This window comes from Rhodococcus sp. T7, from assembly GCF_009872365.1.
Taxonomy (GTDB): Bacteria; Actinomycetota; Actinomycetes; order Mycobacteriales; family Mycobacteriaceae; genus Rhodococcus_F.
In genome coordinates, this window is sequence record NZ_WXYH01000232.1 from 79,458 (window position 1) to 85,142 (window position 5,685).

Genomic DNA, 5,685 nt, shown 5'->3' on the forward strand with positions numbered 1-5,685 from the left:
ACGCGGCCACGCCGCTGTGCAACGATGGGTTCTGTGCGCCCTGTGGACGGCGAACGATCGACCTGGGGGACGGCGAAGAACTACCGCCTCCCGCATTCGCGAGTCAGGATCCGGACGCACTCACGACGTCAACGGTCGGGGATACCTTACGGGGAGGAACCACCGTGAAGCCCCCAGACACGCGGAAGACCGCCACGCGGAAGCCGGCTACACAGAATTCGGACGCGGACGCATTCCCGCTGTCCGCGGCGCAGCGTGCCACGTGGTTCGCGCAGCAACTCGACCCGGCGGTGCCGATCTCGGTAGCGCACTACGTGGAGTTGCGCGGCGACCTCGACATCGATCTGTTGCGACGCGAGACCATCGCGGTGGCCCGCGAGTTCCAGTCGCCGTTCCTCAGGGTCATCGAGGTCGACGGCACGCCGATGCAGTACGTGGACCCCACCACCGACACGTCCATCGAGTTCGTCGACTTTCGCGGCGACGACGACCCGGTCGCCGCCGCGCGCGAATGGATGGACCGGGACTACCAGGCCCCACTCGACCTCGAAGCCGATCGGCTGTTCGAGACGTCGATCCTGTGCGTGGGTGAGGCGCATTACCTGTGGTACAGCCGCATTCACCACGTCGCACTCGACGGCTACGGTGCCATGACGCTGATCAACCGCATCGCGCACCGGTATTCGGCCGCGGTCGCCGGCCGTGAACCGGATCCGAGCCGGGCCGCGACGCTGCGCGCACTGTACGACGTCGACGCCCTCTACCGGGCGTCCGATCGTTTCGTGGCCGATCGGGAGTACTGGGCCAAGCGAGTCGAGGGAATCGGCGGGTCGACTCTGGCCGACGCGCCCGCACCCGCGCTCGCCAGGAGCAAGGTCGAGAGCGCGCTGCTGTCCGAGGCGGCCGCGTCCGGCATCCAGAGTTCCGACAGCCAGGCCACCGCCGCGGCAGCCGTCACGATCATCGCCGCCTTCGCCTGCTACCTGTCGCGCGCCACCGCGAAAACCGAAGTACTCGTGAACGTTCCGATGTCCGGCCGGACCACGTCGCTGCTGCGCAATTCCGGCGGCATGACGGTCAGCGTCGCACCGCTGGCGATCACCGTCGACGAGGGCGGGGCGGTCGCGGACCTAGTGTCGCAGGTCAGGCGAGAGCTGATGGGCGCGTTGCGTCATCAGCGGTGCAGTGTCGAGGACATCCGCCGCGACGTCGGCGCGGGCGGTGTCGCGGAACTGCACGGACCCATGGTCAACGTCATGCTGTTCCACCAGGACGTGGTGCTCGGCCCCCTGGTCGGCGAGTACCACATCGTCACGTCGGGCCCGGTGGAAGACCTCCTGGTCAACGTGTACCCGAGTGGGACGCCTGCGGAGATCTTCGTCGACTTCCGGGCCAACCCGAATCGGTACGAGGATGCGGCGCTGCGACGGCACCACCGGCACTTCGTCGAACTGCTGGAAGAGTTCGTCTCGGCGGATCCGCAGGCCCGGCTCGCGACCGTTCACGAGGTGACCGCCCGCGAAGGTGAGCGGCGACGCCGCGAGGCGCACCACCTCGCGTACTGGACCGATCGGTTGTCGGGGATGCCCGAGGTGCTGCACTTGCCGTCCGATCGGGCCCGGCCGCCCGCGCAGTCCGGGAACACCGACCGCGTCGACGTCCCGATCGGGGCCCAGACTCACCGCGGAGTGCGGGCGCTGGCCGAAAAACACGACACCACCACGTTCAGCGTGCTGCACGCGGCCGCGGCAGTGCTGCTGAGCCGGCTCTCCGGCGCCCCGGAGGTCGCGGTCGGAACGACGGCCACAGTGGACCGGGGGCAGAACCTCGTCGTGCTCCGGACCCGCGCCGAACCGGACGCGACCTTCACGCAGCACCTCCGTCACGTTCGCGACGTCGACCGGGAGGCGTTCGCGCACCGCGACGCCCCGTTCGAGCAGGTGGTCCGGGCGCTCGCGGTCCGCGATTCGCCCGCGTTCTCACCGATCGTCCAGGTGCTGTTCGAGTGCGGCGACGCGGCCGGAACCCCCGGGATCGAACGATTCGACCTCCGGGTCACCGCGGCGGAGACCGTCGACGCCGACGGCATCCCGGCCGGCATCACCGTGACCCTCGGGTTCGCCACCGACCTGTTCGACCCCGGCACGGTTCGCCGACTCGGCGAACGATTCCGCCGAATCCTGGAGGCGGTCACCGGCGACCCCGATCGCGTCGTCGGCGACATCGGCATCCTGTCCGACACCGAACGCGCCACCCTCGTGCCGGTACCCGGCGCCCCCGGACAGCCGGGGCGCACGCTACCCGAATTGTTCTCGGCGGCAGCCGAAGCCAACCCCACCGGTATCGCGCTCTCGTATCTCGGAATCGACGTGACGTACCGGGAATTGGACGAGCGCTCCAACCAACTGGCGCGCGTCCTGATCGAGCGCGGCATCGGGCCGGAGAACGTCGTGGCACTGGGCATGACCCGCTCGATCGAGTCGGTGCTGTCGATGCTGGCGGTCGCAAAGGCCGGGGCCGCGTTCCTGCCCGCCGACCCGAACTACCCGGCCGAGCGGATCGAGCACATGCTCGACGACTCGGGTGCCGCACTGGGTGTGACCGTGTCGGCCGTGCGGTCCCGGCTCCCCGGATCGGTGCCGTGGCTGGTGCTCGACGACGACGCGTTCCGGTCGCACTGTGCGAGTCGGCGTTTGTCCGCCGTCACCGACGCCGACCGGGTTCGGCCGCTCCGCCCGGAGAATCCGGCGTACGTGATCTACACGTCCGGTTCGACCGGCAGGCCCAAGGGGGTCGTGGTCACCCACAGCGGCCTGGACAACTTTGCAGCCGAGCAACTCACCCGATCCGGTGCGACGCAATCCTCCCGGATTCTGCATTTCTCCACACCGAGTTTCGACGCGTCCGTCTCGGAGTACCTGCACGTGTTCGCCGCCGCGGCGACCATGGTGATCGTGCCGCCCACGATCTACGGCGGCCAGGAACTGTCCCGGTTCCTGCAGTCGGAGAACGTCACTCACGGATTCGTCACCACCGCAGCGCTCGGCACGATCGAGCCGGACGGACTCTCCGACTTCCGGGACGTCGTGTTCGGTGGCGAAGCGTGCTCCCCGGAACTGGTGCAGCGGTGGGCGCCCGGCCGCCGACTGTCGAATGCGTACGGGCCCACCGAGGCCACCGTCATGTCGAACATCAGCGTGCCGCTGTCCCCGGACGGCGCAGTCACGCTGGGTGGCCCGCTCCGCGGATTCCGCGAGGTCGTCCTTGACGAGCGGCTGATGCCGGTGCCTGCCGGCGTGGCCGGGGAGTTGTACATCGCCGGTGACGGCCTCGCCCGCGGGTACCACGGCCGGTCGGCGCTCACGGCGGAACGCTTCGTGGCCGACCCGTTCGGCGGCCCCGGCGACCGGATGTACCGCACCGGGGACGTGGTGCGGTGGCGACCCGACCACACACTGGAGTACCTGGGCCGCAGTGATTTCCAGGTGAAGGTGCGCGGCTTCCGCATCGAACTCGGCGAGATCGACACGGTCCTCCACACCCATCCGTGGGTGCGGACCGCGGTGACGATGCAGCGCACGGCACCGTCCGGCGACCCGATGCTCGTGTCGTACGTGCTGCCCGCCGCCGGGCAGCCCCTCACCGTGACCGAGTTGACGGACCACGCCGCACGGCAACTGCCGACGTACATGGTGCCTGCGGCGATCGTGATACTGGACGAGTTGCCGCTGACACCGGTGGGGAAACTCGATCGAGCCGCATTGCCCGCGCCGGAATTCCTGTCCACCACCGCCGAATTCCGAGCTCCTGCCACCGCGGAGGAGCAGGCCGTCGCGCGGGTGTTCGCGGACGTCCTGGGTGTGGAGCGAATCGGTCTCGACGACAGCTTCTTCGACCTCGGCGGAAATTCGCTCGCCGCGACGAGGGTCGTCGCACGTGTGAATGCCGCACTCGGCGTCGAACTCGTGGTGCGGACCCTGTTCGAGGCGCCGACCGTGGAGGCGTTGGCCGAACGCATCGGGAGTGCGCACGCGAGGCCTTCGGGCCGCCCGGACCTCGTCGCGCAGCAGCGCCCCGACCGGATCCCGCTCTCACTTGCCCAGCAGCGGCTGTGGTTCGTCAACCAGTACGACACCTCCTCGCCCGCCTACAACATCCCGATGGCGCTGCGCCTCAAAGGAACCCTCGACGTGGCGGCACTCCGGGCCGCGGTCGGAGACATCCTCGAACGACACGAATCGTTGCGCACCGTATATCCGGCGTCCGTCGACGGACCGCATCAGGTGATCCTGCCACTGGGCGCGATGATTCCGAATCTGGAGCCCAGCACCGTCGAGGACGAGGCGGCCTTGCGCGCCCGACTGGCCGAGTTGACCGCGCAGGGATTCGACGTGAGCACCGACGTGCCCGTCCGCGGCGCCCTGTTCCGGACCGACCGGGACGACCACGTTCTCATGCTCGTGGTGCACCACATTGCGGCGGACGGAGCGTCGCTGGCACCGCTCGCCCGCGACCTAATGGTCGCGTACTCGGCGCGGGCGCAGCAACAGTCGCCGGACTGGCGGCCACTGCCGGTGCAGTACGCCGACTACAGCCTCTGGCAGAGGGCCGCCCTCGGCAGCGAAGACGATCCCGGCAGCGTGATGTCGGAGCAAGTGGACTACTGGAAGCAGACGCTGTCCGGCCTCCCCGACGCGATCGACCTGCCCCTGGACCGACCGAGACCCGCCGACAGGGCGCTCCGCGGCGGGGTCGTCCGGTTCACGGTGCCCGCGGACGACCACCGGGCGCTTCTCGCCCTCGCGCGGCAACACGATTCCACGATGTTCATGGTGATGCACGCGGCGCTCGCGGTGCTGACCGCGCGGCTGAGCGGGACCGGAGACGTCGCGATCGGGACGCCGATCGCCGGTCGCGGCGAGGAAGCACTCGACGACGTCGTGGGGATGCTCGTCAACACCCTGGTCCTGCGGACAGCCGTCGACCCCGCCGCGACGTTCGCCGACGTGCTGTCCCGGGTGCGGGAGGCGGATCTAGCGGCGTTCGGACACGCGGACGTGCCCTTCGAGAGCGTGGTGGACGCGGTCGCACCGACCCGCTCGACCGCGTACTCTCCGCTGTTCCAGATCTTGCTGGAGTTCCAGAACACCACCCCGGTCCACGTGACCCTGCCCGGACTGACGGTGGAAACCGTCGACGTCGAACCCGGTGTCTCCAAGTTCGATCTGCAGTTGACGCTCACCGAGCAGTACGACGCGACGGGGCCGGCAGCGGGCATCGCCGCATCGTTCACGTTTGCCTCCGACGTGTTCGACCGGGCGACGGTGGTGGGATTCGGGGAGCGGTTCGTCCGGGTCCTGGGGGCGTTCGCGCGGGGTGCGGATTCTGCGGTGGGGGATGTGGAGGTTCTGGGGGCGGGTGAGCGGGGGTTGGTGGTCGGGTCGTGGAATGCGACGTCGCACGCGGTGCCGAGTTCGACGTTGGTGGAGTTGTTCGAGGCGCAGGTGGTGCGGTCTCCGGATGCGCCGGCGGTGGTGTTCGAGGGTGTGGTGTTGTCGTATGGGGAGTTTGCGGCGCGGGTGCATCGGTTGGCGCGGTGGTTGATCGGGGTGGGGGTGGGGCCGGAGTCGTCGGTGGGTGTGGCGGTGCGGCGGTCGGTGGACATGGTGGTGGGGATGTATGCGG

The 5,685-nt window shown here is 69.3% G+C and carries 1 protein-coding gene; it reads left to right on the forward strand.

The annotated features are described in order from the left end of the window. Nucleotides 1-164: 164 nt before the first annotated feature. The coding region (locus tag MLGJGCBP_RS21540; RefSeq protein ID WP_160097943.1) for a non-ribosomal peptide synthetase at nt 165-5,685 on the forward strand (5,521 nt) is incomplete at its 3' end.